This is a genomic window from Halorubrum salinarum (assembly GCF_013267195.1).
In the GTDB taxonomy this organism is placed as follows: domain Archaea; phylum Halobacteriota; class Halobacteria; order Halobacteriales; family Haloferacaceae; genus Halorubrum; species Halorubrum salinarum.
In genome coordinates this window covers 1,334,317-1,359,709 of the sequence record NZ_CP053941.1, presented here as the reverse complement: position 1 = coordinate 1,359,709, position 25,393 = coordinate 1,334,317, and the positions used below count along the sequence as shown (strand labels likewise).

27 protein-coding genes are annotated in these 25,393 nt (G+C 68.8%); 11 read left to right on the top strand and 16 right to left on the bottom strand.

The annotated features are described in order from the left end of the window. Positions 1–136 precede the first annotated feature (136 nt). On the bottom strand, positions 137–592 hold the full coding sequence (locus tag HPS36_RS06830) for a DoxX family protein (RefSeq protein ID WP_173229342.1): 456 nt from the start codon (positions 590–592) through the stop codon (positions 137–139). Beyond that, positions 593–1,654: a WD40/YVTN/BNR-like repeat-containing protein gene (locus tag HPS36_RS06825; RefSeq protein ID WP_173229340.1), complete on the bottom strand. Its 1,062-nt coding sequence runs from the start codon at positions 1,652–1,654 to the stop codon at positions 593–595. A gap of 79 nt (positions 1,655–1,733) precedes the next feature. Here HPS36_RS06825 and HPS36_RS06820 point away from each other — a divergent pair, with 79 nt between their 5' ends. Then, a complete protein-coding gene (locus HPS36_RS06820) occupies positions 1,734–2,741 on the top strand; it encodes a TatD family hydrolase (RefSeq protein ID WP_173229338.1) in 1,008 nt (335 codons plus the stop codon). Between the two features lie 50 nt (positions 2,742–2,791). Here the strand turns inward: HPS36_RS06820 and HPS36_RS06815 are convergent, their stop codons facing one another. The 3 genes from HPS36_RS06815 to HPS36_RS06805 all read right to left on the bottom strand — a co-directional run bounded on the left by HPS36_RS06815 (position 2,792) and on the right by HPS36_RS06805 (position 5,665). Then, positions 2,792–3,250 (bottom strand): hypothetical protein, encoded by a 459-nt coding sequence (locus HPS36_RS06815; RefSeq protein ID WP_173229336.1) that lies wholly within the window; start codon positions 3,248–3,250, stop codon positions 2,792–2,794. A gap of 134 nt (positions 3,251–3,384) precedes the next feature. Further along, a complete protein-coding gene (locus HPS36_RS06810; RefSeq protein ID WP_173229333.1) occupies positions 3,385–4,269 on the bottom strand; it encodes a fumarylacetoacetate hydrolase family protein in 885 nt (294 codons plus the stop codon). Between the two features lie 40 nt (positions 4,270–4,309). Further along, positions 4,310–5,665 carry an amidohydrolase family protein gene (locus HPS36_RS06805; RefSeq protein ID WP_173229332.1) on the bottom strand — a complete coding sequence of 452 codons (1,356 nt, stop codon included), beginning with the start codon at positions 5,663–5,665 and terminating at the stop codon, positions 4,310–4,312. Between the two features lie 97 nt (positions 5,666–5,762). On the opposite strand from HPS36_RS06805, the gene HPS36_RS06800 reads away from it, so the two are divergent. After that, entirely contained in the window at positions 5,763–6,479 is a 717-nt protein-coding gene (locus tag HPS36_RS06800) for a TetR/AcrR family transcriptional regulator (RefSeq protein ID WP_173229330.1), read from the top strand. A gap of 80 nt (positions 6,480–6,559) precedes the next feature. Here HPS36_RS06800 and HPS36_RS06795 read toward each other — a convergent pair whose 3' ends face one another. The 3 genes from HPS36_RS06795 to HPS36_RS06785 form a co-directional block, all read right to left on the bottom strand. Then, complete coding sequence (locus HPS36_RS06795) at positions 6,560–6,898, bottom strand: Zn-ribbon domain-containing OB-fold protein (RefSeq protein ID WP_173230800.1); 339 nt, start codon at positions 6,896–6,898, stop codon at positions 6,560–6,562. A gap of 89 nt (positions 6,899–6,987) precedes the next feature. Beyond that, positions 6,988–8,244 (bottom strand): thiolase C-terminal domain-containing protein, encoded by a 1,257-nt coding sequence (locus HPS36_RS06790; protein WP_173230799.1) that lies wholly within the window; start codon positions 8,242–8,244, stop codon positions 6,988–6,990. Beyond that, positions 8,234–9,544 (bottom strand): CaiB/BaiF CoA transferase family protein, encoded by a 1,311-nt coding sequence (locus tag HPS36_RS06785; RefSeq protein WP_173229328.1) that lies wholly within the window; start codon positions 9,542–9,544, stop codon positions 8,234–8,236. The genes HPS36_RS06790 and HPS36_RS06785 overlap by 11 nt, the downstream gene beginning before the upstream one ends. A 969-nt stretch (positions 9,545–10,513) precedes the next feature. On the opposite strand from HPS36_RS06785, the gene HPS36_RS06780 reads away from it, so the two are divergent. After that, positions 10,514–12,322 (top strand): Cdc6/Cdc18 family protein, encoded by a 1,809-nt coding sequence (locus HPS36_RS06780; protein WP_173229326.1) that lies wholly within the window; start codon positions 10,514–10,516, stop codon positions 12,320–12,322. Positions 12,323–12,365: 43 nt separating this feature from the next. Here HPS36_RS06780 and HPS36_RS06775 read toward each other — a convergent pair whose 3' ends face one another. Further along, complete coding sequence (locus tag HPS36_RS06775; protein WP_173229324.1) at positions 12,366–13,421, bottom strand: S26 family signal peptidase; 1,056 nt, start codon at positions 13,419–13,421, stop codon at positions 12,366–12,368. A 129-nt stretch (positions 13,422–13,550) separates the two neighbouring features. On the opposite strand from HPS36_RS06775, the gene HPS36_RS06770 reads away from it, so the two are divergent. Beyond that, entirely contained in the window at positions 13,551–15,179 is a 1,629-nt protein-coding gene (locus tag HPS36_RS06770; protein WP_173229322.1) for a DNA-directed DNA polymerase II small subunit, read from the top strand. 16 nt (positions 15,180–15,195) lie between these two features. Here the strand turns inward: HPS36_RS06770 and HPS36_RS06765 are convergent, their stop codons facing one another. The 5 genes from HPS36_RS06765 to HPS36_RS06745 all read right to left on the bottom strand — a co-directional run bounded on the left by HPS36_RS06765 (position 15,196) and on the right by HPS36_RS06745 (position 19,019). Next, positions 15,196–15,828: an IMPACT family protein gene (locus HPS36_RS06765; RefSeq protein WP_173229320.1), complete on the bottom strand. Its 633-nt coding sequence runs from the start codon at positions 15,826–15,828 to the stop codon at positions 15,196–15,198. After that, on the bottom strand, positions 15,825–16,331 hold the full coding sequence (locus HPS36_RS06760) for a hypothetical protein (protein WP_173229318.1): 507 nt from the start codon (positions 16,329–16,331) through the stop codon (positions 15,825–15,827). Before HPS36_RS06760 ends, HPS36_RS06765 begins: the two co-directional genes overlap by 4 nt. Before the next feature lie 22 nt (positions 16,332–16,353). Further along, positions 16,354–16,959 carry a PspA-associated protein PspAB gene (gene pspAB, locus HPS36_RS06755; RefSeq protein ID WP_137716755.1) on the bottom strand — a complete coding sequence of 202 codons (606 nt, stop codon included), beginning with the start codon at positions 16,957–16,959 and terminating at the stop codon, positions 16,354–16,356. A gap of 100 nt (positions 16,960–17,059) precedes the next feature. Beyond that, on the bottom strand, positions 17,060–17,974 hold the full coding sequence (locus HPS36_RS06750; protein WP_173229316.1) for an MBL fold metallo-hydrolase: 915 nt from the start codon (positions 17,972–17,974) through the stop codon (positions 17,060–17,062). An 88-nt stretch (positions 17,975–18,062) separates the two neighbouring features. Beyond that, positions 18,063–19,019 (bottom strand): Lrp/AsnC family transcriptional regulator, encoded by a 957-nt coding sequence (locus tag HPS36_RS06745; protein WP_173229314.1) that lies wholly within the window; start codon positions 19,017–19,019, stop codon positions 18,063–18,065. A 39-nt stretch (positions 19,020–19,058) separates the two neighbouring features. On the opposite strand from HPS36_RS06745, the gene HPS36_RS06740 reads away from it, so the two are divergent. The 3 genes from HPS36_RS06740 to HPS36_RS06730 all read left to right on the top strand — a co-directional run bounded on the left by HPS36_RS06740 (position 19,059) and on the right by HPS36_RS06730 (position 21,242). After that, positions 19,059–19,556: a hypothetical protein gene (locus HPS36_RS06740; protein WP_173229312.1), complete on the top strand. Its 498-nt coding sequence runs from the start codon at positions 19,059–19,061 to the stop codon at positions 19,554–19,556. A gap of 64 nt (positions 19,557–19,620) precedes the next feature. Beyond that, positions 19,621–20,565 carry an NAD(P)H-binding protein gene (locus HPS36_RS06735; protein WP_173229310.1) on the top strand — a complete coding sequence of 315 codons (945 nt, stop codon included), beginning with the start codon at positions 19,621–19,623 and terminating at the stop codon, positions 20,563–20,565. Continuing rightward, positions 20,562–21,242 carry a DUF7530 family protein gene (locus HPS36_RS06730; RefSeq protein ID WP_173229308.1) on the top strand — a complete coding sequence of 227 codons (681 nt, stop codon included), beginning with the start codon at positions 20,562–20,564 and terminating at the stop codon, positions 21,240–21,242. The genes HPS36_RS06735 and HPS36_RS06730 overlap by 4 nt, the downstream gene beginning before the upstream one ends. A gap of 86 nt (positions 21,243–21,328) precedes the next feature. Here the strand turns inward: HPS36_RS06730 and HPS36_RS06725 are convergent, their stop codons facing one another. Next, positions 21,329–21,496 (bottom strand): DUF5786 family protein, encoded by a 168-nt coding sequence (locus tag HPS36_RS06725; protein WP_004599209.1) that lies wholly within the window; start codon positions 21,494–21,496, stop codon positions 21,329–21,331. 126 nt (positions 21,497–21,622) lie between these two features. On the opposite strand from HPS36_RS06725, the gene HPS36_RS06720 reads away from it, so the two are divergent. After that, the gene (locus HPS36_RS06720; protein ID WP_173229306.1) at positions 21,623–22,672 is read left to right on the top strand and encodes a DUF5784 family protein; all 1,050 of its coding nucleotides are present in this window, start codon (positions 21,623–21,625) and stop codon (positions 22,670–22,672) included. A 140-nt stretch (positions 22,673–22,812) separates the two neighbouring features. On the opposite strand, the gene HPS36_RS06715 is transcribed toward HPS36_RS06720, so the two are convergent. Beyond that, positions 22,813–23,097, bottom strand: coding sequence for a DUF5789 family protein (locus HPS36_RS06715; protein WP_053770250.1), 285 nt, complete (start codon positions 23,095–23,097; stop codon positions 22,813–22,815). 146 nt (positions 23,098–23,243) lie between these two features. Between HPS36_RS06715 and HPS36_RS06710 the strand changes: the two genes are divergently transcribed. The 3 genes from HPS36_RS06710 to hemB are packed head-to-tail and all read left to right on the top strand — an operon-like array spanning position 23,244 to position 25,371. After that, positions 23,244–24,152 carry a PHP domain-containing protein gene (locus tag HPS36_RS06710; protein ID WP_173229304.1) on the top strand — a complete coding sequence of 303 codons (909 nt, stop codon included), beginning with the start codon at positions 23,244–23,246 and terminating at the stop codon, positions 24,150–24,152. A gap of 25 nt (positions 24,153–24,177) precedes the next feature. After that, positions 24,178–24,342: a DUF6757 family protein gene (locus tag HPS36_RS06705; RefSeq protein ID WP_006114727.1), complete on the top strand. Its 165-nt coding sequence runs from the start codon at positions 24,178–24,180 to the stop codon at positions 24,340–24,342. 48 nt (positions 24,343–24,390) lie between these two features. Then, positions 24,391–25,371, top strand: a complete 981-nt coding sequence (hemB, locus tag HPS36_RS06700) for a porphobilinogen synthase (RefSeq protein ID WP_173229302.1) — start codon at positions 24,391–24,393, stop codon at positions 25,369–25,371. Positions 25,372–25,393: the final 22 nt, after the last annotated feature.

Sequence of the window (25,393 nt, the reverse complement as noted above, 5' to 3'; positions counted from 1 at the left end):
CTCGACGCCCGTTCGGGGAATTACGGTAGGGTCCTCGCCGCTCTCACTTAAGAACTGCGTCAGACATCCCCGATCCGGAGCGTCGACGCCGGACGGACCCGAAATTCGGGGCCGGTTACCCGAAATCCGGGACCGGTCACGTCTCGTCGCGATCGGTCGAGGGGGCGCTCGCCTCGTCGCTCCCGCCCGCGGCGTCGAGGAAGATGAGGGCGCCGCCGAGCAACGCGAGGTTCTTCAGGAAGTTGATCTTGTTGCCCTGCCGCTCTTTGCCCTCCATCGTCCAGAAGTCGTGGATGGCGGGCGTCGTCCCGAGGAAGAAGACGACGAGCGCGCCTGCGGCCGCCCGCGGGAGCCGCCAGAGGACGATGCCGAGGTTGGCGACCAGCAGCATCCCGGTGACGAACGGGACCAGCACGTCGGGCATCGGCACGCCCTTCTCCTCGGCGACGGCGACCCGCTTGTCGTTGTTCCTGAACCCGTCGACGGCCATGTACGCGAGGACGCCGCCGTACAGCGAGCGCCCGAGCAGCGAGGGGGCGTCGCGGCCGGATCCGCCGTCGGCCTCGGACTGGGTTTCAGATTCGTCCGCCATTCAGACCACCTCGATGCGGCTGACGTTCGCGTCGACGCGACCGACCGTCTCGTAGGTCGGTCCCTCGTCGCCCTCGCCGTCGAGGCGCCGCATGATCCGGCCCTCCACGTCATCGCGCTCGTCGGGCACGTCGAAGAGCCCGGAGCCGCAGACCACGTCGCCGTCGTGGACCGCCCACGTCTCGATTATCTCGTGGGGCTCGCCGGGGAAGGAGACGCGCTCGAAGTCGCGGCCGAAGTTGGTCGACTCGAACAGCGCGACCTCGTGGTCGTCGTTCACCCACGCGGGCGGCGCCTCCTCGCCGCCGCAGAAGATCACCCGGCCGTCGTGGACGAACACGCGGCGGATGTACGAGAAGTCGCTGCCGACGTCGAGGCGGTCCCACGACTCGCCGGCGTCGGTCGTCCGCCACAGGCCGCCCTCCCCCACGGCGTGGCCGAGCCCGAGGTTCTCTAAGTCGTGGTCGAGGTAGCCGGTCGCGGCCAGCCACACGTCCTCGGAGATCGGGAGGACCTGGTGGACGTCGTCGACGATGGCGTCCCGGTGGTCCGTCCACGTCCGGCCGCCGTCGCGGCTGACGTGGATCCCACCGGCCTCGACGCCCGCGATCAGGTGCTCGGGGCGGCCGGGGATCGCCTCCAGCGCGCGGAGGCGGGCGTAGTGCGGGTCGATCGGCGACTCCCAGTGCCCGCGGGAGGGCAGCTCGCGGAACCCCTTCTGTTCGGTCCACGTCTCCCCGCCGTCGACCGAGCGGAAGACGTACGGGTCGTTGGTGCCGGCGTACAGCGCGCCGTCCGCGGTCGCGAGGATCGACCACACCTCGCTGGTCCCGGCGTGCCAGAACCGGTCGCCGAGCGGCACTTCGAGGTCGGTCCACGTCTCCCCGCCGTCCAGCGAGCGGTACGCGCCCGTCGAGGAGGCGACGAACACGCCCTCGGTGTGGTCCCACGACTTCACCGCCGTGACGACCCCGCAGTCGAGGACTGGGTCGGGGTCGCCGCGCTCGAAGGGGACCTCGTCGGTCCGGTACAGGCCGGAGTCTGTCCCGATCAACAGTGTCATATCCGTGTGTCCGTCGGAGGGACAATAAAGTTTTACCAACCTGTAAAACGCTAAGTGGCCGGGGGACGACGATGGGGGCATGACCGCGCCACACGCCACCGTTCGCCCGACCGACGCCGACCACCTCGACGAGTCGGCGGCCGACCTCCCGACGGAACTGCTGAACCTCCCGTGGATCGACCCGCACAATCACGCGCACACGCTCTCGTGGGAGGACCGCGAGCGGTACGCGCTCGCCGGCTGTCGCTCGATGGTGATGGTGTCCTCGGGCTACCACTGGACGCCCTACAAGCCCGTGGAGGCGAGCGACATCCGGTTCCTCTGGGACGACGCGATCAACCGCCGCCGCGCCATCGAGCGCAACCACTTCTTCGAGGCGAAGCTGAGCCTCGGCGTCCACACCGGCGTCCGGATCGAGAACCCGGACGAGCTGCTCGACGCGATGGACGACTACTGCGCGCTCGACGAGGTCGTCGCCGTCGGCGAGACCGGCGTGACCCCGAGCCAGCACGTCGAGCGCTGGGACCTCGACGAACAGCAGGCGGTCGTCGAGGCGCAGATGGCGCTGGCCGCCGACCACGACCTGCCCGTGCTGCTCCACACGCCGAACACGACGCCCGACGCGAAACGGGAGTACCGCGACGACCTCGGCGTGACGCCCGGCTACGAGAAGAACGCCGGCCTCGGGACGGAGCCGGTCCTCGACGGCGAGAACCTAGCGCTGGAGGCGGTGAAGCGGGACGTGGCGGCCGCGCGCGACGCCGGCCTCGCAGAGGAGCGCGTCGTCGCCTCGCACGCGGACGCGAACAACACGGAGTACCTCATGACCGAGACGGACTGCTACCTGAGCTACACCATCGGGCACTCGTGGCTCGTCGGCGTCGACGCCGCCGACGTGGCGGACGCCATCGACGAGTACGGGCCCGAGCGGGTCATGATCGACACCGACACCGCGAACGTGCTGCGCACGGACCCGTACGCGGTGAAGCGCGCGATATTCGAGCTGTACCGCTACGGTATCGACATCGACGACATCCGGACCGTCGTGTACGAGAACCCGCGGGACGTGTTCGGGCTGGCGGAGTAAGCCGTTTAGTGTGGGCAGTAGCGATTACTGATACGTAACGCACGAACCGCTCACTGGTCCGACCCGGTTCGGGGGCGGGCAGAGGATAACTTGCCGAGCAGAACGCTTCCGATCGTGACAGCCGCGCAGATCGATCCGGCGACGAGTACGGAACGGGAGATCAGAGGGGTCTCTTCCCGCGGAAAGAAATTGTAGAGGACGTCGGTGACGGGCGAGGCTAAAAACACGAAAGCCGCGCCGCTGACGGCGGCGACCTGGATCGCCCGATCGAACTCACGCAGCGATCTGGGGTCGCGAAAGACCCTCCAGAGGATACTGACGGTGAGGACCAATACCAGAACGTTCCTGCCACCACGTCCGAAGAGTACGGCGAACAGCATTCCGATTCCGAGCGGCGCGTCTCCGGTAGCCGGTTCGAGCAGAGAGAACAGCCACACCGGGTCGACGATCCACAGCAGCCCAGCGAGTATTGCTATCGGGACCGCGCCGGTCGGAAACGAATCTGACACGGTTCAGAAATATATTTTACCGATAAATATTTTCTCGTACCCCAAGCGTTTCCAATGAATATAATTCTGGAACTAAGGCATCAACGGAGCCTCGACAGCAGGAACCGCTCTCAGATTCCGACGGCGCGACGGACCTACTCCGTCTCGAACTCGCTCGTCAGTTCGCCGACGCCCTCGACGCCGATCGTGACGCTGTCGCCGTCGCCGAGCAGCACCGGGGGCTCGCGGTAGACGCCGACGCCGGGCGGCGTGCCGGTGAAGACGAGGTCTCCCGGTTCGAGCGTGAACGCCTGACTACAGAACGAGATCAGCTCGTCGACGCCGAAGATCAGGTGCTCGGTCGAGGACTCCTGGAGGCGCTCGCCGTTGATCTCGGCGAAGATGTCGAGGTCGTGGGGGTCGCCCACCTCGTCGGTCGTGACGAGGTCGGGACCGGTCGGCGCGAACGTGTCGAGGCTCTTGCCGCGGACCCACTGGCCGTCGCCGTGCTGGAGGTCGCGCGCGGACACGTCGTTGCCGACGGTGAAGCCGGCGACGTGGTCGAAGGCGTCCTCGGGGTCGACGCGGCGGGCGCGCTCGCCGATCACGGCGACCAGCTCGGCCTCGTAGTCGACCTTCTCGGTGTACTCGGGGTCCCAGCGGACCGGGTCGTCGGGGCCGACGACCGAGGTGGGGAACTTCGAGAAGAGGACCGGCTCGTCCGGGATCTCGTTGTCGCCCTCCTCGGCGTGGTCGCGGTAGTTCAGCCCGACGCAGACGACCTTCCGCGGGTCGTCGACGGGGGCGGCGCGGTCGAGGTCGGCCGGGTCGCGGACGCCGACGCCCGTCTCCGCGGCGCGTTCGACCGCGAGGTCGACCTTCCGGCGCCACTCCCAGTCGGCGAGGAGGTCGCTGGTCCGGCTCGGTACGTGGACGCCGGCGGCGGCGCCGGCCTCGGCGAGGTCGACGACGCCGTCGTCGGTGGCGACGCCGGCCCACGGTGTCTGTTCGTCCGTCGTGCGGTATTGTCCGATTCGCATGTGAAAGTGAGTGAAGTTGTAAGAGGGGTGAGTCGAGGCGTTACAGGTCGATGCCGGCCTCGTCGAGGAGGCGCTCGCCGGAGGCGACGAAGCGGTCGAACTCCTCGTGGACCTTCGGGTTCGTCAGCTCGCCGTCGCGCTTGACGACCTCGCCGTCGACGAGGACGGTGTCGATATGCGAGGGGTCGGCCTGGAACACGACGGTCTCGATCGGCGAGTGCGACGGCGCGGTGATGAAGTCGTCGGCGTCGAACAGGACGAGGTCGGCGCGCTTGCCGGGCGTGATGGTCCCGATCTCGTCGTCCAGCCCGAGCGCCTTCGCGCCCTCGATCGTGGCCATCTCCAGGGTGTCGCGCGCGGAGATGCTGACCTCGGTGACCTCCTCGTCGCCTTCGAGGACCTTCTGGTTGTCGAACATGCGCTGGAGCTGCATCCCGATCCGCATCTGGCTCCCCATGTCGCCGCTGACGTTCGAGCAGACGTCGACGCCCCACGTCGGGCGGCCGCCGGCTTCGAGCACCTTCCCGGTGACGGGGATGCCGTGGCCCATCTGCATCTCGACCTCCGGCGTCGACGAGAAGGAGACGCCCTGTTCGACGGCGTGGTCGATGTCCTCCTGCGAGAAGTGGTTCCCGTGGGCGACGTTGACGTCGGGGCCGAGCATGTCCTCGATACAGCCGAAGCCCTGGTAGTCGCCGCCGTACTCCGAGGACGGCCACAGCGCCGCGCCCATGTGGATCGTCGAGAGGACGCCGAGGTCGCGGGCGAGTTCGAGGTCGCCGCGGGCGGTCTCGTCGGTACAGAAGTCGGGACCGCGGAGCCCGAGCGCGAGGCTGAGCAGGTCGTCGTCGCGGATCTTCTCCTCGTGGAGGGTGCGGATGTTCTCCTCGGGGAGGCCCACGTCGCTCTCGTACCACCACTTCGCCGAGTCGTCGCCCGGCGGGCCGTAGGTGTACACCGCGCGCAGGCCAGTGTCTTTGAGCGCGTCGACGGCGCGCTCGCCGTGTTCGAGCGTGTTCGGGTACGACCAGTCGAGGGCGGTCGTCGTGCCAGTGTGGAGCTTCTCGAAGGCGCCGAAGAGGCCGCCGAGGTACATGTCCTCGGGCCGGTAGAGCCCGGTGATGTTGCCGAGCATGTGGTCGAAGTACTCGTTCATCAGCGACCAGTCGCCGGCGATGCCGCGGACCTGCGTCTGCGCGAGGTGGATGTGCGAGTCGACGAAGCCGGGGACGACGATCTTCCCGGCGGCGTCGATCTCCTCCGCGTTCGACGCCGACAGCCCGGTGCCGACCTCGACTATCTCCCCGTCTTCGATCAGGACGTCGGCCTCGTCGAACTCCCCCACGTCCGGGTCCAGCGAGACCACGGTCCCGTTTCGCACGATCGTCTGTGTCATGTTCGATAATAGGGTTTGACCAAGAGGTTAAAACTTTACCGGACGGTAAACCAACGAGAGGCAATCGTATTATGTACCTCACCCGTAGAGTGTGAGTATGAGCGAATCACAGGGCGGACCGGCGGGCGACTCCGTCGAGTCCCGGAGCGACGCCGGCGCCGACGGGTCCGATCGGGACCCTCCGGCGGACGATCCCTCGGACGAGTCCGGCGAGGAGACGGTCTCCTCGAAGGACACGAAAGAGGTGATCATGGAGGCGACGTTCCGCGCGCTGAGCAAGCACGGGTACAAGGACCTCCGGATGCGCGACATCGGCGAGGAGATGGACCTCACGCGGCAGGTCATCCACTACCACTTCGACGGGAAGTACGACCTGATGTCCTCGTTCCTCGAACACATCATCGACCAGTACGAGGGGAGCGTGGTCGTCGACGGGGATGCGGACCCGCGGACGGAGCTGCGCGCCCGCGTCGACCAGTGCCTGTTCGGTCCCGAGTTCGAGGAGTTCAGCCACTGGGACCGGATGAAGGTGTACCACGAGCTGTACACGTACGCGCAAAACGACGGCGAGCACCGCGAGGTGTTCAACGAACACTACGATCGCATCCGCGGCAGCATCGTCGAGGTCGTCGAGGAGGGGATAGAGGCGGGCGTCTTCCGCGACGTCGACGCGGAGCGGATGGGCCAGCTGGTGACCGACGTCATCCACGCCGCCCGCGGGCGGCGGATCTCGCTCGGCCACGAGGACGCGCCCGAGGAGGCCCGGAAGGCGATGGACGAGTTCATCTTCGAGTCGCTCGAACGGACCGAGTAAGAAGGGCCGAGTGGGTAACGAGATCGAACGGTCCGAGCGGGCGAAGCGTCGGAAGCGGAATTGGAACCTCTTTGCTGTCGTCAGGGATCGTCGACCGCGACGAGCCGCGGATCGGTCCGGTCGCGGCCCTCGCGGAGCCGGTGAGACCCCTCGAAGCGGACGGCGTCGCCGGGGGCCAGGTCGCCGTCGACGGCCTGCGCGACCAGTCGGACGTCGTCGAACCGCGCCAGCGCGAGGTGGTTCGGCGCGCGGACGTCCGGCGGGGTGGTCTCGACCGTCGTCATCGCGACGACCTCGCCCGTTTCGAGCGGAACCGTTCCGGCCGACTCGGCGCCGTGGCCGCACGCCGGGCAGCGGCGGCGGTCGTAGTACCAGCGGTGGCCGCAGTCGTCACAGGCGAACGCGCGGTCCGCAGGGATATCTCGGTCGGCCGGGTGGTCGGTGACCGGATCCGCTGAGGCACCGGTTCCCGGGCGGTCGGAGCCGGTGTCCGGGGAATCGGAGTCGGTCACGCGCGCAACACCGTACAGACGCTGTTGTTCCCGAACCCGGCGACGTTGATCGCGAACGCCGTCTCCGCGCCGTCGACGCGGCGGCCCGCGTGGAGGTCGCCGCGCAGCTGCCACACGAGTTCGACGATCTGCGAGAGCCCGGTCGCGCCGAGCGGGTGGCCGCGGGCCTTGAGCCCGCCGCCGGGGTTGACCGGGAGCTCGCCGTCGAGCGCGGTGTCGCCGTCGAGTGTCGCCTCCCACGCGGTCCCGGTCTCGTAGAAGCCCAGCTCCTCGAGTTCGATCAGTTCGAGGACCGTGAACGCGTCGTGGATACAGGCCACGTCGACGTCGTCGGGCCGGATTCCGGCGCAGTCGAAGACGCGCTCGCCCGCGGTCCGGACCGACTCGATCGAGAGGGGGTCCGGGCGCTCGGCGACCGCGTGGGTGCCCGTCGCGCTCGCGATGCCGGCGACGCGGGGGGCGACGCGGTCGGCGTCGCTCCCGCCGGCAGCGTCGGTGGCGTCGGCGGTGTCCGTGGCGTCACTGGCGTCGGTGGTGGGGGTGGCGTCGGTGGGGTCCATAGCGTCCGTGGGGTCGTCGTCGGCCGCCCGGGTCAGGACGACGGCGGCGGCGCCGTCGGACATCGGACAGCAGTCGTACAGCCGGAGCGGCGCGGCGACGACCGGGGAGTCGAGCGCGTCGGCGACGTCGATCGACTTCCGGAACTGGGCGACGGGGTTGTCGACCGCGTTCTCGTGGTTCTTGGCCGCGACCGCGGCGAGCGCCTCGCGGGGCGCGTCGTGGCGGTCGAGGTAGGCGCCGGCGGCGAGGCCGCCGAACGAGGGGAGGGTGAGCCCCTGCGCGTACTCGCGCCGGTGGACGAGCCGGCTGATCGCCTCGGTGACGGTCCGCGTGTCGCCCGCGGACATCTTCTCGGCGCCGACGACGAGCGCGACGTCGGCGTCGCCGCTCCGGAGCGTCTCGACGCCGCGGTGAAACGCGCTCGCGCCGGTCGCGCTCGTGTTCTCGATCCGGTCCGCGGACGCGCCGTCGAGGCCGAGCGCGGCCGCGAGGGCGTTCGCGAGCCCCGCGCCCTCGTCGAGCGCCTCGGCGAGCGCGTTGCCGAGGTGGAGCGCGTCGACCGCCGCGGGGTCGACGCCCGCGTCCGTGAGGGCGCGCTCGGCGGCGGTGGCGGCGAGGTCGGTGAGCGAGCGCTCGGCCTCGCTCTCGAAGGGCGTCATGCCGACGCCGCGGACGCGGACCTCAGTCGTCATTCCCGTCGGTGTCCTCGTCATCGGAGTCCTCGGCGGCGTCGCCGAACACGCCCAGCTCCGCGAGGCGGTCGATCTCGGCCTCCGAGTAGCCGTGTTCGCGGAACACCTCGCGGTTGTGCTCGCCGAGCAACGGCGGCGGGAGCTCGAAGCCGCTCTCCGCGTTGCGGAACTTGAGCGGGTGCTCGATCACGGGCACCTCGCCGAGTTCGGGGTGTTCGATCTCGGTGATAGTGCCGCGGGCGTCGATCTGCGGGCTGTTGAGCGCCTCCTCGACGCTGTAGACGGGGCCGGCGGGGACGCCGGCGTCCTCGGCGATGACCTCGATCCACTCGTCGGTCGTCTTGTCGGCGAGGGTGGCCTCGATTTCGGCCTCGAGCTCGTTGAGGTGTTCCACGCGGTCCGCGTTCTGCTCGAAGCGGTCGTCCTCGGGGAGGTCCGGCCGGTCGAGCGCCTCGCAGAGCTCCCCCCAGAGCTTCTCGTTGAGGATACAGATGTTGATGAACCCGTCCTTCGTCTCGAACGTCTGGTACGGGGCGAGGACGGGGTCTTTCGTCCCCATGCGCTTCGTCTCCTCGCCCGCGAACACCATCCCGGCCTGCTTGGTGAGCCACGGGAGGGTGGCCTCCAACATTCCGAGGTCGATGTACTCGCCCTCGCCGGTCCGCTCGCGGCGGTAGAGCGCGGTCGTCGCGCCGAAGGCGGCCCACATCGCCGTGATGAGGTCGGTCATCGGGAGGCCGACTTTGACCGGCTGACGGTCCGCCTCGCCGGTGACGCTCATGATCCCGCTCATCCCCTGGATGAGGAGGTCGTAGCCGGAGCGCTCGCGCCACGGGCCGGTCTGCCCGAACGCGGAGATGGCGAGGTAGATCAGGTCCTCGTTGTGTTCGGTGAGCGTGTCGTAGTCGACGTCGAGCCGCTCGGCGGTGCCCGGGCGGAAGTTCTGGATGAAGATGTCCGCCTCCTCGACCAGCTCGTACAGCGCCTCCTTGGCGTCGTCGTTCTTCAAGTCGAGTTCGAGGCTCTTCTTCCCGTAGCTCAGCGTCCAGTAGTACGGGGACTCGCCCTTGATGAACGGCGGTCCGGAGTGGCGGACGGCGTCGCCGTAGCCGGGCTGTTCGATCTTGACGACCTCCGCGCCCTGGTTCGACAGCATCGCCGAGCAGAAGCCGCCGGTGACGAACGTCGAGAGGTCGAGGACGGTGACGCCGTCCAAGATCCTCCCGCCGCCGGCGGGGCCGCCGGCACCGACGCCGTCGGTGTCGGTGTTGTCGGCACCGGGGGTGTCGCCATCAGTCATCGGACCACCTCGTCCGACGTGCGGAATCGGGTCATGTGTGCGTGTACCGTTTGTTTACCATGTGGTAAAACTATCGCCGCCAACCGTGACGTTCGCCAGCGGCGCGCCGTGGGTGGTGAGCGTCGTCGAGGTGGAGCGTCGTTGAGGGGGTCGTTGTCGGGGAAGGACGTTGTTGGGGAAGGACGTTGTCGAGGAGAGGTGGCGTCGAGACGAAACGTTGCCGGTGAGAGGATGTCACCTGAGAGCAGGTGTCGATCGGTAGCCCCCCACCCCTTCGTTTCAGGTGGAACCCGGAGAGGTGTTGGGGTGGACGGTGGCTGCTCGGGGTCGGTTGGAGCTACACTAGATAAAATCAGCACGAAGATCAAATAAAACAACCACAATACTACAAATATAATCTAGAGAGGATTGTCGAGGGTACTATTATATGGTTTGTGTATTAAAACCACCGCTATCTATAGCCACCCCAACACCCCCACCCCACCCATTCGGCGTTCCACCCGAAACAAAGGGGTGTGGGGGTAACCCCAACCGACGCGGCTCCCCGAGCATGGAACCGCGACCCGAAATCGCCGAGCGTGAGACGGAACGCCGATCCGACTGCGATCAGCTCCGAGACGATTGCCGGAGGGCGAGATGACCCCAACGGCTGTCGATGTCTGCTACACGCCTTGGTTCCGTCGAGTCGCCTCGCGATCCGACCGGCCGTCATTCGAATTGGCTCCGTCTCCCGACCGGTTCGACCGGCGCGTCGTTCGACCCGAACCGACCCCCTATCACCCCGATGCTCCAATCGAGGGGGACGTTTCAACTCCAGAGAGGAACACTTTTGTACCGTCTCTTCATCTGGTTCGACTGTATCAACTGGACGTGGTCGGTCTCGGTTCCGACCGCGAACGCGTGTTTCCGACCGGAGACGGCGTCTGAAGGGACTTCCCTTGCCGTCTCCACCTGAAACGGAGGGGTCACATGGACGAAGGCGATCACACACCGCGGGCCGACGGCGGCATCGACCCGGACGACGGCGACGAATCGGACCATAGCGGCGACTCCGATGACCCGCCGTCGAACCGCTCTTCGACGCCCGACCCCGACGACTTCGCGGCCTCGGGCTCTGGAACCGCCGGGTCCGAGGACGACGGGTCTGAGTCCCCCGATATCGACGACTTCGACCCCGACTCTCCGGCCGGGTCCGGTTCCGGCGCCGACGCGGGATCGGATTTCGGCGTCTCGGACGCCGAGTCGGACCCCGACGCGGCCTCCCTCTCGACCGACGCTCGACCCGAAACGGCGGGGCTCGACAACGGCGGCCGCGACCGGTCGTCGCCGGACGTCGACTTCGACGGGGTCGTCCTCGACGACGACGACGATAACCAGGGACTGTTCGACGACCTCCTCTCCGGCGAACCGATATTCGAGAACAAAGAGGTCCTCCGCCCCTCGTACACGCCGCACGAGCTCCCCCACCGCAACGACCAGATCAACCGGATGGCGACCATCCTCGTCTCCGCGCTCCGCGGCGAGACCCCCTCGAACATCCTCATCTACGGGAAGACGGGGACCGGGAAGACCGCCTCGGCGAAGTTCGTCTCCCAGGAGCTCGAGTCCACCTCCCAGAAGTACGACGTGCCCTGCGAGGTCGAGTACATCAACTGCGAGGTGACCGACACGCAGTACCGCGTCCTCGCTCAGCTCGCGAACACGTTCATCGAGGAGAACCAGGCGGTGATCGCCGACCGGTTAGAGCGACTGGAGGGGCTCCGCGCCGACGCGACAGACGCCGCGGAGACCACCGGGCGCGACCCGGCCGCCGCCCTCGCCGACACCGAGTTCGACTCCGTCGACGAGCTCGACGACCGCATCGACGAGCTCGAAGCTGACGCCGACGAGATGGAGGAAGTGCCGATGACGGGGTGGCCCACCGACCGCGTCTACTCGACGTTCTTCGAGGCGGTCGACTACCACGAGCGCGTGGTCGTGATCATGCTCGACGAGATCGACAAGCTCGTCGAGAAGAGCGGCGACGACACCCTCTATAACCTCTCCCGGATGAACTCCGAGCTCGACCGCTCGCGCATCTCGATCATGGGCATCTCGAACGACCTGAAGTTCACCGACTTCCTCGACCCCCGCGTCAAGTCGAGCCTCGGCGAGGAGGAGATCGTCTTCCCGCCGTACGACGCCAACCAGCTCCGCGACATCCTCCAGCACCGCGCCGACACCGCGTTCAAGCCCGACGCGCTCACCGACGACGTGATCCCCCTCTGTGCCGCCTTCGCCGCACAGGAACACGGCGACGCCCGACGCGCCCTCGACCTCCTCCGGACCGCCGGCGAGCTCGCCGAGCGCTCGCAGGCCGAGATCGTCGCGGAGAAACACGTCCGACAGGCCCAGGACAAGATCGAGCTCGACCGCGTCGTCGAGGTCGTCCGCACCCTCCCGACGCAGAGCAAGATCGTCCTGTTCGCCGTTATCCTCCTCGAAAAGAACGGCGTCCACAACATCAACACGGGCGAGGTGTTCAACATCTACAAGCGCCTCTGCGAGGAGATCGACGCCGACGTCTTAACCCAGCGACGGGTCACCGACCTCATCAGCGAGCTCGACATGCTCGGGATCGTCAACGCCGTCGTCGTCTCGAAGGGCCGCTACGGCCGGACGAAGGAGATGGGCCTCTCCGTCCCCGTTGAGGAGACGGAAGCAGTGCTCCTGTCGGACTCGCGGCTCGGCGACATCGAGAACGCGCAGCCGTTCGTCCAAGCGCGGTTCGACAACTGACCTCGATTCATCGAGGTCCGGTTAATACTGGATTCCCCAGAAGCTACGCCGCCGGCGCAGTCGAAGCGCTCCCCGGTCCGGTCGCCGGGAGGCCGCTTCCCACGGCCCCCGCTATCGCCTCGTTCAGCTCTACCTGTCCCGTCGCGATCAGCCGGATGTAGCCGAGATACGGGACCCGGAGGCGCGCCACCCCGTTCACCCACTCGGCCCTGACCGGCGGCGAGAGGCCGCTGGCCTGGTCGTAGGCGCCGTTGTTGTCGCCGAGGGTGATGTACCCGTCGTGCGGCGCCGGGCAGTTGGCGAGCGACCCGCAGTCGACGGCGTTGTGGTACTCCGCGTCGGCGCGGTCGTACCAGTTCTCGCCCTCGGTGACGTGGAACATCGCCCGGTGGATGATCGGCGCCCCGGTCCGGCCGGGCGGCGTGTATATCATCACCGACCCGTAGGACCCGAACGTCCGATAGTCGACCTCCTGGCCCACCTCATGGGTGACGACGCCGACCCCGTTTTCGGCCGCGTCCGGCGCGAGCCGGCCGGGTTCGGTGACGAACACCAGGTCGCCGACCTGCATGTTCGGCTCCATGCTCCCCGACTCGACGGCGACCATCGGCGGCCACACGCCGCTGACGCCGAACAGCAGCAGTCCGACCAGGAGGACGACGGCGACGCTCGACAGCATCTCTCGGATCCACATCAGCGCGCCCTCCCGGTCGTGCCGGAACCGGTGGACGAGCGACTCGTCCGCCGTCGCCTCTCCCGACTCGATTCCCGATTCCCCTCCTGCTCTCGACGCGCTCCGCTGCCCGGTCGCGGCGTCGCCCTGCCCGAGCGACCCGGGCTCGTCCCGAGGCTGAGCGTCGACCTTGGAATCGGGAGGCACATCGCCCTCGCCGAGGGAGGTCGGACCGGCGGATTCGTCGGGAAGCCGGTCTGCCGACTCGTCAGAAAACCGGTCTGCCGACTCGTCAGAAAACCGGTCGGCCGATTCGTCGGACGCTCCGTCGTCCGATCCCTCGGACGCCGCCGCGGACTCCTCGTCCGTCCGCTCGTCTCGACCGGCCGACTCGTCGGTGTCCGTCGGCCGATCCCCTTCGTCCATTACGTCGGCTTTGGGGGGTTCCGTTCATAAGCTTCCGGGTCCCCGCGTTCCGGGGGCTCGGGCTCCCGCGCACCGACTTCCTTCGACGCCTCCGGAACGGTTTTGCCCGCGACCCCCCTTTCGGATAGCGTGCCGCTGGAGTCGAACGCCCGGATCGCGAAAGCCCTCGCCGAGCGCGGCTACAACGCCGAGCGCGAGGCGGTGACCCTGCTCGCCGGCGCGACCGACCCGGCCGCCGCCGTCGCGGCCGCCGTCGACCGCGCCCCCGACGACGCCCTGCGGATCACCGCCGACCACGTCCGCGACGCGATCGGGGAGACAGACGGATCTCCGGGTTCACCGGGCGAAACGGGACAATCTCCAGTCGAAACGAAGGGGTCTGTGGATCCGGACCCAACGGACGCCGGGAGGGCCTCGCGAGGGACCGCCGACGCACCGACCGCGACCGCGGACGCCGTCGAGCCGGACGCCCCCGTCGAGACCGCCGAGGCTGCCGAGGCTACCGAGGCCGGCGCTCCCCGCGACAACTCGGAACGCCGCCGCGACCCCGACCTGCGCGACTTGGCGGTCGGCAACGACATGACCGGGCGCAGCACGGGAACCGGCGAGTACAAGGACTTCGTCACGACGTTCCGCGACCGCTACGAGCGGCTCTCGAAGATCCTCCGCGGCCGCGTCAACCACCGGCCCGCGGAGGCGATCGCGGACATGCCGGGCGGCAGCGACGCCGCCATGATCGGCCTCGTCAACGACGTGCGCTCCACGAAGTCCGGCCACTGGCTGATCGAGTTGGAGGACACCACCGGGACCTTCCCCGCCCTCGTGATGAAGGACAAGGGCCTCGCCGACGTGGTCGACGAGATCCTCTTAGACGAGTGCGTCGCCGTCGAGGGGTCGCTCGCGGACGACGCCGGCATCCTCTTCGCCGACTCGCTCCACTTCCCGGACGTCCCTCGGACCCACCGCCCGGGCGGCGCGGACCGCCACGTCCAGGCCGCGCTGATCTCCGACGTCCACGTCGGCAGCGACGAGTTCATGGCCGACGCGTGGCACTCGTTCACCGACTGGCTCCACACCCCCGAGGCCGATCCCGTGGAGTACCTCCTCCTCGCGGGCGACATGGTCGAGGGGGTCGGCGTCTACCCCGATCAGGACGAGGAGCTGGACATCGTCGACATCTACGAGCAGTACGAGGCCTTCTCGGAGCACCTCAAGGAGGTGCCCGCCGACACCGAGGTCGTGATGATCCCCGGCAACCACGACGCCGTCCGACTCGCCGAGCCGCAGCCCGGCTTCGACGACGAGATCCGGGACATCCTGGACGTCCACGACGCCCGGATCGTCTCGAACCCGGCCACCGTCTCGGTCGAGGGCGTCGAGGTGCTGATGTACCACGGCGTCTCGCTCGACGAGGTGATCGCTGAGCTGCCGGAGGAGAAGGCGAGCTACGACGAGCCGCACAAGGCGATGTACCACCTGCTGAAGAAGCGCCACGTCGCCCCGCAGTTCGGCGGTCACACCCGCGTCGCGCCCGAGGAGCGCGACTACCTCGTCATCGAGGACGTGCCCGACGTGTTCCACACCGGCCACGTCCACAAGCTCGGCTGGGGGAAGTACCACAACGTGCTCGCGGTCAACTCCGGCTGCTGGCAGGCCCAGACCGACTTCCAGAAGTCCGTTAACATCGACCCCGACGCCGGCTACGCCCCTATCCTCGACCTCGACACCCTCGACATGACGGTCCGGAAGTTCTCGTAACCCGTATTTCGGGGCTTCAGCGGTCGATCTCGACCCGTCCGCTCGTCGCGTCGTTGAGCCGCTCGCGGAGCGCCTCCACCTCGGCGACCGGCACCCGGAGGTCGAACCGGACGCGCTCGCCGTAGTCGGCGTCGAACTCGACGCCCGCCGACTCGATGACGCCCCGGACCGTCCCCGAGTCGTCGTACTCGGTCTCCACGACGAGGGCGCGGTGCGGCCGCTCCTCGACCACGCCGGCGGCGTCGATACCGTCCTTCACCGCGCGCGAGTAGGCGCGCGCGAGCCCCCCGACCCCGAGGTTCGTCCCGCCGTAGTACCGCGTCACCACCGCGGCGGCGTTCCGGACCTCGCGCTGCTGGAGCACGTTCAGCGCGGGCTTGCCCGCCGACCCGGTCGGCTCGCCGTCGTCCGACGAGTACTCCCTGAGCATCGGCTCCGACCCCGGCGTCCGCTCGGACGGCTCGCCCGCGGGCACCCGGTACGCTGGCACGTTGTGGGTCGCGTCCGCGTACCCCTCGCGGACCGCCGCGACGAACGACTCGGCGGCCTCGACCGTGTCGACGGGCGCGACGTGGCCGAGGAACTCCGACCCCTGGACCTCGAACCGCGCGGTCGCGCGCTGGGCGACCGTCAGGTACGTGTCGCTCACGGCGGCCCCTCCCCGCCGTCCTTCGACGCCTCGTCCGGTCCCTCGTCCCGTCGCCGTTCGAGGACGACGCTCGTCGGCGGCGCGAGCCGGTACAGCGCGAGGAAGGCGCCGACCCCGACGACCTCCGCTATCGCCGCGACGACCGCCAGCGGCTCGGCCCCGAGCGCCGCCGGGGCGTCGGTCCCGTGCCACGCGAGGAACCCGCCGAGGAACGCCCCGAGCGTCCCCGCGCCGAGCGCGTAGAGCCGGCGGTACTCGCCCGCCCGGAGCGTCGCGACGGCGACCGCCACCGCGAGCGCGCTCCCGGCGAGGAAGAGGTACGGGCGCGCGTCCGGGGGCGAGCCGAGTCGGGGCCACGCCCACAGCAGGTGGACCGCCGCCGCGACCGCCGCAGCTTGGACGGCGACGCCGCGGAGCAGGCGCTTCTTCGGGGCGTTCCGCCCGGCCGCGTCCGCTCCGTCACCGAGTTCCGGCCCGGCGGTCGGGTCGCGCCCGTCGCTCATCGGACCACCGTCGGCTCGGCGGTCACTCCCACGGGTGGCTCCCGGGCGCGTCGGGCCACAGCGGGTACCAGTACGACTCGTCGTCCTCCAAGCCGAGTTCGCCGTCCAGGACGGACTGGAGCTTGAACTCGACCCGCTGGTTCCGGTCGCTCGTCCCCCGCGGCGCGAACGGGTAGTACGCGCCCCGGCGGAACGAGTAGATCCAGTAGACGGGGCCGTCGTCGTTCTCGAAGCCGAAGACGGCCGCGAGCAGCCGCGACCCGAACCCCTCCTCGATGAACTGGTCGGCCGCGAAGTGGACGCTCGTCACCAGGTCCTCGGGGTCGTCGTCCTCCAGCACGAACCACTGGTAGCCGTGGTCGTCCTCGTACCGGTGGAAGCCGGTGCCGGTGTCGATCTCGCCGGCCTCCAGGATGGCCTCGACGGTCTCGACCGCCTCGTCGAAGCGTGTGCTGTCCATCCCGGAGAAACACAGGGCGGCCTCGCCGCAGTGGTCGTAGCGGAGGTCCGCCTCCATCGTCATGTACGCGGTCGACATCCCGAAGAGGTCCTCGGGGTCCGCCTCGCGGGTCGCGTCGGTCTCGGCGCTCGTCCCGAGCACGGCCCGGATCGTGTCGAAGATGCCCATCTGCCCCGGGATACGGGCGGCGGGGTTTAGGGCGTTTCTCTCGCCGGGGCCGCCTCCGTCGCCGCTCCCCGCCGGGTCGCGCCCCTCCTCTCCCGGCGAGTCACGCCTCGTCGCCGGCGCGGTCGAGGTACGTCAACACGCCTCTCGCGTTCAGGCTCGCGTTCGCCCGCGCGCGCTCGCGGTTCCAGTAGTCGATGTCGCGGCTCGCCGACTCGAAATGCTCGACGACCGCCTCGTCGTCGCCGAGTTCGGCGCGCTTCTCCCTGACGCGCTCGACCCACTCGACGTACGCCCGCTTCGCCTCGCCGATCAGGGCCTCGTCGCAGGTCCGCGGGCCGAAGTGACCGAAGCAGATCGTGTCGGGGTCGAGATCCTCGATCAGCCGGATGTCGTCGAGGCACTGCTCGAAGTCGAACTGCGGCGGCGGCGTCGTCGGGGTCACCGCGTCGACCGCGGGGACGTAGATGCCGGCGGCGTCGGCGACGAACACCACGTCCGCGTCAGGGTCGTGGTAGACCGCGTGGTGGGGTGCGTGGCCGGGCGCCTCGCGGACGACGAGCTCCCGGTCGCCGAGGTCGATCCGGTCGCCCTCGGCGACCCCTGCGATCCGGTCGTCCGGGACCGGCCGCGGCTCGGCGTAGTACTTCCACTGCTCCTCGACCGCCGACTTGGTGCCGGCGACGAGCGCGTCGGGGTCGACGAGGTGGCGGACGCCCTTCTCGGGCACCCGGACCTCGGCGTTCGGGTAGCGCTCCGCCAGGTGGCCGGCGCCGCCCGCGTGATCGAGGTGGGCGTGGGTCGGGAGGATCCACGCGAGCTCCTCGCGGGAGATTCCGATCGCCTCGACGGTCTCGAAGAGGGACTCCCGGTTCGCTCCCGTCCCCGTGTCTATCACGATCGGTCGCTCGGCGTCGTACACGTAGACGGCGCCGTACTCGTCGGTGTCGAACATCCCGGTGTCGTGGACGTACAGGTCCTCGACGCCGCGGACCGGTTCGAACTCGCCTGCGCGCATACCGGACGAGGAACCCGGGGGCACTTCTAGCGATCGGTCCGTGGGCCAGACTGATCACGTCCCGTTTTCGGGCTCCGAGCCGACTCCCTCAACTCGGACTCACGTCTACGGTCCTTTCGTTTTGGAATACCTTCGGAGAGAGCAGCGTTCGCGACTCGCGCGCGTCGAGTCCAACTCGGATTCGGTCGGTGAATTCGTCTAGGTGTTCGATAGACCGACAAACGAACTCGATCCCGATGTCGGCCCAAGTTGCTCCTGTTCCTGAGATGATGTACGGCGCGTAGAGTGGCTCAAGTTCAAGTAGATTGTCCACTACGCCTTCGTAGCTGTTCTCAAGGTTCGACAGTCCCAAGAACCCCCGATACCATCCAAGCGACTTCACGTCCGGGAAGGCCGTGTAGCCGAGAATCACGCCGTCTCTTTCGAGCTCGTTGATGATCTCTGCTACCTCTCCCGTCGCGATATCCGCTCGCTCGGCGACCTTTCCCGGTCTGTTGCGGAGCCTGCCGTTCGCCTGGAGCACGCTGAGCACCTCGCGCCGGTCCTCGTCGAGACCGCAGTTCGTCTGTCCGTACCGATTTGCTTCGAGGTTAGCTCCGTTCCATCGGTATCGCTCGTTGATCCGATAGGTGCTCGTTTCCCGAAGGGACGGGTACTTCGGGTTCGTGATGAGATTCTGCGCGAACCGGTCGAGGCGCTCCTCGTTCCTGCTCACTTTTCGGAATATCATGTCGTAGTTACCGAACCCCACCATCGCGAGCTGCGACCCTCCCCACTCGTTGAACTCTGGCACTCCGTTCCGCAAGGTCTCGTCGTAGTTGTCTATCGCACCGATGAAGTGATACGAGGACTCTCGATGTCCGACCGCGGCCGGGTCAACCACCGCGGCGTACGAATCGACCAACCCTTCGTCGTGAATTTCCTCACGCGCCTCGTCGACCGCCGCCGGACTAAGTTCAGTTCGCTCCGCGATCTCCTCGTCATTTCGGTTCGCGTCCCGCCGGAGCTGTTCCAACACGACTATTGTGTCGTCGCTCACCGCCATAGTGTTTATAATCCGACACCACCAAATGTTAATTATCTTATGCCTGACAGCGATTCGTCTGCGGCGAACTCGACACGCATCTACGGTGAGTTCCCCGATGAGCGGGCGGTGAGAGAGTTCGCAACCGCTGTAGCGAACTGCGAACGGGAACTAATGTCGTACCGGGCCGCAGTCACCGAGGTTCAATCATCCCTGTGCGGACTGCGTACTGTCTGGTCTCTGAACAGGATTGAGTCGGAACACGACCAACTGATCCGGCAGATCGCCGAGCTGAGATCGGCCTGTATCGAGGAGTCACTGGAACCAGTGTCGGAAATCGAAGCCACGAAATCTGCCGACCGAACGTTCCGTTCGTTCGTCCGTGACGGAACGGCAACTGACGCGGTCGAGTCCCTCGACGAGACGGCCGCACGGATCGAACGACAGATCGAGGACAAACGGACGGTTGCGATCGCTCGGCTCAGCCTAACCGTTGCGATTGCCTCACTCTTCGTCTCCACATTGATCCTCCTCTCCGGTGGACTCAGTCTGTTCTGACTCTGTGGAACTGTGAGTCTCCGCGCAGGCCGAGGCTTATGGTCGTTCCGCCCCAGGAGACGGTATGCGAGTGCTCGTCACCGGCGCGACCGGATTCGTCGGGAGCCGGCTCGTCCCGACGCTCCTCTCGCGCGGCCACGACGTGGTCGCGCTCGTCCGCGACGCCGACGGCTACGACGCGCCCGAGGGCGTCTCGGTCGTCGAGGGCGACCTCCTGGAACCGGAGACGCTCCCCCCGGCGTTCGAACTCGACGGCGAGGCGGTCGACGCCGCGTACTACCTCGTCCACTCGATGGACGGCGGCCCGGGGTACGAGGAGCGCGACCGGAACTGCGCGAGGAACTTCGTTGCGGCCGCGTCGGCCGCCGGGATCGACCGGATCGTCTACCTCGGCGGGCTCGGCGAGGACCGCGAGGAGCTCTCCGAGCACCTCCGTTCGCGCCGCGAGGTGGAGCGGATCCTCGCCGAGGGCGACCCGGCGCTCACGACCCTGCGCGCCGCGATCATCATCGGCGCCGGCAGCGCCAGCTTCGAGGTGGTGTCGGGGCTCGCCCGGCGGCTCCCGGTGATGGTCACGCCGAAGTGGGTCGACACGCTGTGCCAGCCGATCGCTATCGCCGACGTGGTCGCGTACCTCGCGGGCGTCCTCGACGCCCCCGAGACCGCCGGCGAGACGTTCGAGATCGGCGGCCCGGAGGTGCTGACCTACGCCGAGATCCTCCGCCGGACCAGGCGGCAGCTCGGCCACTCCCTCCGGATCGTGCGGGTCCCGGTGTTGAGCCCGGAGCTGTCGGCCCGGTGGCTCCGGCTCGTCACCGACGTGAACCCCTACCTCGCCCGGTCGCTGGTCGAGGGGCTCCGAAACACCGTGGTCGTCGAGGACGACCGGATCCGGGAGCTGGTGCCCGTCGAGCGCACGCCCTTCGAGCTCGCGGTCGCCCGCGCGCTGACCGAGTCGCGGAACGCGGAGGCGTCGCCGCTGAGCGCGCTGCCCGGAGTCTCGCCGTGAGCCGCGAATACGGGGAGACGTGGGTGTACGAGAGCCTCGTCGGCGGGATCCCGGGCCTCGACGTCTCGCGCACGCTGGCGGTCGCGCTCCAGTTCGCCGTCTTTGAGGTCGGCGTGGTGGCGCTCGGCTGGTACTACGGGACCTGGGACGCCGTCGTCGCCGGGACGGTCGCGGTCGTCGTCGCCGCCGTCGGCAGCGTCGAGATGCACCGCCTCGGGGCGAAGAACCGACTGCTCGGCACGCCGCCCGAGCACAAGCGGCTGCTGTTCGGGTCGAGCATCGAGATCGTGTTGGGCGTGCTGGCGTTCATCGCGCTGCTCACCTACCTGTTCGCGTGGGACGGGACCGGTGGCCCGACCCTCATCGACCGGCTGTTCGGGGACGACCCCCCGCTCCCCGTCGTCTACCTCACGCTGCTCGTCCTCTGGGACCTGACCTACCGGATCGGAACCTCGTGGTGGAGCGCGGTCGTGGCGCTGTGGCGCGCGGTCCACGTCGATCTGCCGGACGAGGAGCGGGCGGTCGTCCGCCGGCTCGACGCCGAGAACATCGGCTTCTCGCTCGTCCAGCTGGCGCTCGTCCCGTTCCTGCTCACCGAGCCCGTGCTGCTCGGCGCGGTGGTCGGCCACGTCATCGCCGTCGCCGTCGTCTGCTCGCTCGCGATCTGGCTCACCTGAGCCGTCGCTCGCGGCGTCGTCGCTCACGGCGTTCGCGCTCGGCGGCTGAGAACGGAATCAGAAAACGCGGCGTCGCCGCGGCCGCGTCACTTGCCCTGAAGCTCTTCGAACTTGTCGAGGAGTGCCTCCGTCGAGTCGCCCGAGTCGTAGGTCAGGGAACCGGAGTACTCGGGCCGCTCCGCGTCGAAGTCGGCGTCGACTTCGCTGGTCTTCTTCTCGCGACGCTCGTGCTCGGCCTCGTCATAGGCACCCATTGACATGGTACGACTACACTTGGCCGTTTCCTGTAATATACCTGTCGGTAAACGTATCAAAGACCGTGAACGTTCGGGGGCCGGCCACCGGAATCGATTAACCGCGCGGCGTGATACCGAACGGGCGTGGCACAACCGCTCCGCTTCAGGCGCTCGCCCGGTCGGTGGACGGCGGACCGCGTCCGGTCGCAGCTCGCTCGCCCCCTCGACGAGAACCTCGGAGCGACCGCCGGCGACCCGTGGTTCGCCCCGCCGCCGGACTACGAGGCGCGCCGGTTCGACATGGACGACGGGTCGTTCGCGCTGTTCTGCTGGACCGACGACGACGCGGACCCGCCGGCCGGCGCCGACGGCGGCCCGGTCGGGTACTGGCTTGGCAACACGGAGACCCCGAGCGAGCTCTGGCGGACGGACAAGTACGGGTTCGACGAGGCGCCCTACCCCGTCTCGCGGTGGGCGCAGAGGGAGCTCCTCGCCGGGCTCCACGACGACGAGCCGTGGCTGGCCGACTACCCGCACGTCTCGTGGTACTTCCTGCCGGTGTTCTGCTCGAAGGACGGCGCGGAGACGAGCCGGGCGTTCTTCCGCGACCACGCCGCCGGGTTCCCGGACGCGATCCGCGAGGCGGGCACCGGCTTCGTCGAGGAGACCCTCCGACCGGGCACGCTGGACGACTACCGCGAGGTCATGGCCGGGAAGCTCGGCACCTCCGCGTCCCGGGACCTCGTCCGCATGAGCGCGGCGATAGCCGAGTTCGCCGCGGCCCGGATCCTCACCGACGCGGGGTACGAGATCACGCCGGAGATCGAGGTGACAACCGGGCACTCGCTCGACTTCCGCGCGACCGATCCCGAGACCGGCGCCGGTCACCTCGTGGAGGTGACGCGCCCGCAGCCGACCGCCGGTCGCTCCGCGAACGACCCCGTCGCGGCCGTCCGCGACACCGCCGAGACGAAGACCAGCGGCCAGCTCGCGGCCCACGCGGGCGGCGTCACGCTGTTCGTCGACTGCTCGTCGTTCCCCGCCGACGAGTGGGAAGCGGTGCGCGCGGCCGAGCCCGCTGTCCGTCACAAGCCCGCGGTCGTGTACCGCACCGAGCCCGACGGGTCGATCGAGGGGTACCGGAAGGGCTCGGTCCCGCTCGACCTCTCCGGCGTCGTCGACGGCGTGTCGTAGTTGCGTCGCAGTCGCGTCGCTCGCCGTCGACGCCGTGCCGTAGCCGCGTCGCGGGTCGCGGCGTTCCGCCTCCGCGGATCGGCGACGCTCCGCGGTCGGGCTTCGAAAGGAAGGGTATGGACTTCGCGCGGTTCGCCGCGTCAGAACGAGACTGGCGCGGGCCCGTCCTCCGCGTCGGTGGTCGGGTCGCGGTCCGAGTAGAACCGGCGACCGACGCCGCGGTGACAGACGCCGGCTCGGAGCGTGGTGAACACGTCCTCCGCGTCCTCGAACGTCTGGTCGCCGAACCGCTCCAAGACGTCGCCGAGCCGCTCGGACCCGTTCGCGAGCTCTACGGTCGCGTTGCCGTGAGCCGCGATGATCTCCTCAGAGGTGGTCGGGTACTGGTGCCGTTCGAGTCGGTCGTCGACGCCGTTCAAGCGCATCAACAGATGAAAACCGCCGATGGTTCTTAATGATTGTCCATGTACGACCTTAGTCGGAGGGGATACCTTATATCGCCTTATATTCGGACTCCGCGGCCCAGTGCCGGACCGCCGCCGCTTAGTGTCGGGCGGGGCTATTCGCCGCCATGCCCCCCGAATCCGCCGATTCCGTCGATTCCGCGGGATCGGCCGACACCGCCGAACCGATCGTCGCCGACCTCCACGCGCACACGACCGTCTCGGACGGGACCCTGACGCTCGACGAGGTGCCCGCGGCCGCCCGCGAGGCCGGCGTCGACTGGGCCGCCGTCACCGACCACGACCGGATCCACCCCGGGCTCGACGCGCCGGTCGTCGAGCGCGACGGCGTCCGGGTCGTCAGGGGGATCGAGCTCCGAGTCGACGCCGGCTTCGAGCGCCTGGACCTCCTCGGGTACGGCGTCGAACACACCGACGCGCTCGACGCGGAGGTCGAGCGCCTCCAGCGCGACCGCCGCGAGCGCGGCGCCGCCATCCTCGACGCGGTCGAGGACCGGCTCGGCGTCGACCTCGACGTAGAACCCCGAGCGGGGCTGGGGCGACCGCACATCGCGCGGGCGATAGACGAGTCCGACGCGCCCTACGACTACGCCGGCGCGTTCGACGAGCTGATCAGGAACGACGGGCCGTGTTACGTCGCGCGCGAGGTGACCCCGCTCGACGAGGGACTGGACCTGCTCGCCGACGCCTGCGCGCTCGTCGGGCTCGCGCACCCGTTCCGGTACGAGCGCGTCGACGAGGCGCTCGGGGTCGCCCGCGAGCGCGACGAGATCGGCGCGGTCGAGCGCTTCTACCCGTACGGCCGCGCCGTCGACGACGAGCGGATCGACCGCGTCGCCGCCGAGGCCGACCTGCTCAGAACCGGCGGGACGGACGCGCACGAGCGCACCCTCGGCGTCGCCGGGCTGACGGAATCGGCGTTCGAACCCGTCCGCGAACGCCTGCCCGAACCGGTCTCCGTCCAGTCGTTCGCGACCGGATCGTCCCCCGCCGCGGCGCCCGACGAACAGGATTAAGCCCGCGCCCGACGGAGAGACGCGTATGCGGTGTCACTACTGCGACCGAGAGGCCACGTACGAGGCGGAGCAGCGCGGCGTGGTCGTCGGCCTCTGCGAGTCCCACTTCAAACAGCGCGTCGAGGAGCTCGCCGAGTCGGACGAGCTCGCCGAGCTCCGCGACCGGATCGACATCGAGTCCTCGGAGTAGCCGGACCGAGACGAACGGTAAAAGGCGGCGCGGGACCAACCGGTCGGCATGGACCTCACGGACCGGCCGCGCCGCCTCCGGACCGACGGCGTTCGCCCGCTCGTCGCCGAGACCGACCTCTCGGCGTCGGACCTCGTCGCGCCCGTCTTCGTCGACGCCACGACCGACGAGCGCGTGCCAATCGAGACGATGCCCGGCCACGAGCGCGTGCCCGTCGACGAGGCCGTCGACCGCGTCGCCGAGGTACGCGAGACGGGCGTCGAGGCCGTCATCCTCTTCGGCGTCCCCGAGTCAAAGGACGCGTCCGGGAGCCGCGCGTACGCCGACGACGGCGTCGTCCAGCGCGCGATCCGCCGGATCTCGGCCGAGACCGACGCCACCGTGATCGGCGACGTCTGCCTCTGTGAGTACACCGACCACGGCCACTGCGGGGTCATCGAGGAGACCGCCGAGTCGGACCCGACGCTCACCGTCAAGAACGACGAGACGCTCGACCTGCTCGCGCGCACTGCGGTCTCGCAGGCCGACGCGGGCGCGGACGTGGTCGCCCCCTCCGCGATGACCGACGGCCAGGTGGGGGCGATCCGCGAGGCGCTCGACGAGGCGGGCCACGAGGACGTGGCCATCCTGAGCTACGCCGCGAAGTACGAGTCCGCCTTCTACGGCCCCTTCCGCGACGCGGCCGACGGCGCGCCCGCGTTCGGCGACCGCCGGCACTACCAGATGGACCCCGCGAACCGCCGCGAGGCGTTCCGGGAGGCCCGCCTCGACGCCGAGCAGGGCGCCGACGTGCTGATGGTGAAGCCCGGCCTGCCGTACCTCGACATCGTCGGGGACCTCCGGCGGGAGTTCGACCGCCCCATCGCCGCTTACAACGTCTCCGGCGAGTACGCGATGCTCCACGCCGCCGCGGAGAAGGGGTGGCTCGACCTGGAGGCCACCGCGCTGGAGTCGCTCACGGCGCTCAAGCGCGCGGGCGCGGACCTGATCATCACGTACTTCGCCGAGGACGTGGCCGACCATTTATAAATAGAAACGGGCAGGGAACCGA